The organism is Nonomuraea sp. NPDC049269, from assembly GCF_043197155.1.
Classification (GTDB): Bacteria; Actinomycetota; Actinomycetes; order Streptosporangiales; family Streptosporangiaceae; genus Nonomuraea.
In genome coordinates, this window is sequence record NZ_JBICSO010000032.1 from 1 (window position 1) to 1,297 (window position 1,297).

General features: G+C 56.5%; 1 rRNA gene. It reads left to right on the plus strand.

From position 1 onward, the window contains the following. Nucleotides 1–1,297, plus strand: a 23S ribosomal RNA gene (locus tag ACGFNP_RS61035); the annotation flags it as partial.

Here is a 1,297-nt window from a genome sequence, read left to right on the forward strand (position 1 = left end):
ATTAATCCTGAGATGTGATGCCGAGCCGATTGTGGTGAAGTGGATGATCCTATGCTGCCGAGAAAAGCCTCTAGTGAGTGTTGTGGCGGCCCGTACCCTAAACCGACTCAGGTGGTCAGGTAGAGAATACTAAGGCGATCGGGTGAACTGCGGTTAAGGAACTCGGCAAATTGCCCCCGTAACTTCGGGAGAAGGGGGACCTCTGCTGGTGTAGGAGCGTGCCTCCGAAGCTGGTGGTGGTCGCAGTGGCCAGGGGGAAGCGACTGTTTACTAAAAACACAGGTCCGTGCGAAGTCGTAAGACGATGTATACGGACTGACGCCTGCCCGGTGCCGGAACGTTAAGGGGACTGCTTAGCTCGACTTCGGTTGGGCGAAGGTGAGAACTTAAGCGCCGGTAAACGGCGGTGGTAACTATAACCATCCTAAGGTAGCGAAATTCCTTGTCGGGTAAGTTCCGACCTGCACGAATGGCGTAACGACTTCCCCGCTGTCTCAACCGCAGACCCGGCGAAATTGCACTACGAGTAAAGATGCTCGTTACGCGCAGCAGGACGGAAAGACCCCGGGACCTTCACTACAGCTTGACATTGGCGTTTGGAACGTCTTGTGTAGGATAGGTGGGAGACTGGGAAGCTGTCACGCTAGTGATGGTGGAGTCATTGGTGAAATACCACTCTGGTCGTTTTGAACGTCTAACTCTGGTCCGTGATCCGGATCGGGGACAGTGTCTGGTGGGTAGTTTAACTGGGGCGGTTGCCTCCTAAAGAGTAACGGAGGCGCCCAAAGGTTCCCTCAGCCTGGTTGGCAATCAGGTGTCGAGTGTAAGTGCACAAGGGAGCTTGACTGTGAGACTGACGGGTCGAGCAGGAGCGAAAGCTGGGACTAGTGATCCGGCATCGGCGTGTGGAAGCGGTGTCGCTCAACGGCTAAAAGGTACCCCGGGGATAACAGGCTGATCTTCCCCAAGAGTCCATATCGACGGGATGGTTTGGCACCTCGATGTCGGCTCGTCGCATCCTGGGGCTGGAGTAGGTCCCAAGGGTTGGGCTGTTCGCCCATTAAAGCGGTACGCGAGCTGGGTTTAGAACGTCGCGAGACAGTTCGGTCCCTATCCGCTGCGCGCGCAGGAGACTTGAAAGGGGCTGTCCCTAGTACGAGAGGACCGGGACGGACGAACCTCTGGTGTGCCAGTTGTACCGCCAGGTGCACGGCTGGTTGGCTACGTTCGGAAGGGATAACCGCTGAAAGCATCTAAGCGGGAAGCTCGCCTTGAGATGAGGTCTCCCACCATGAGA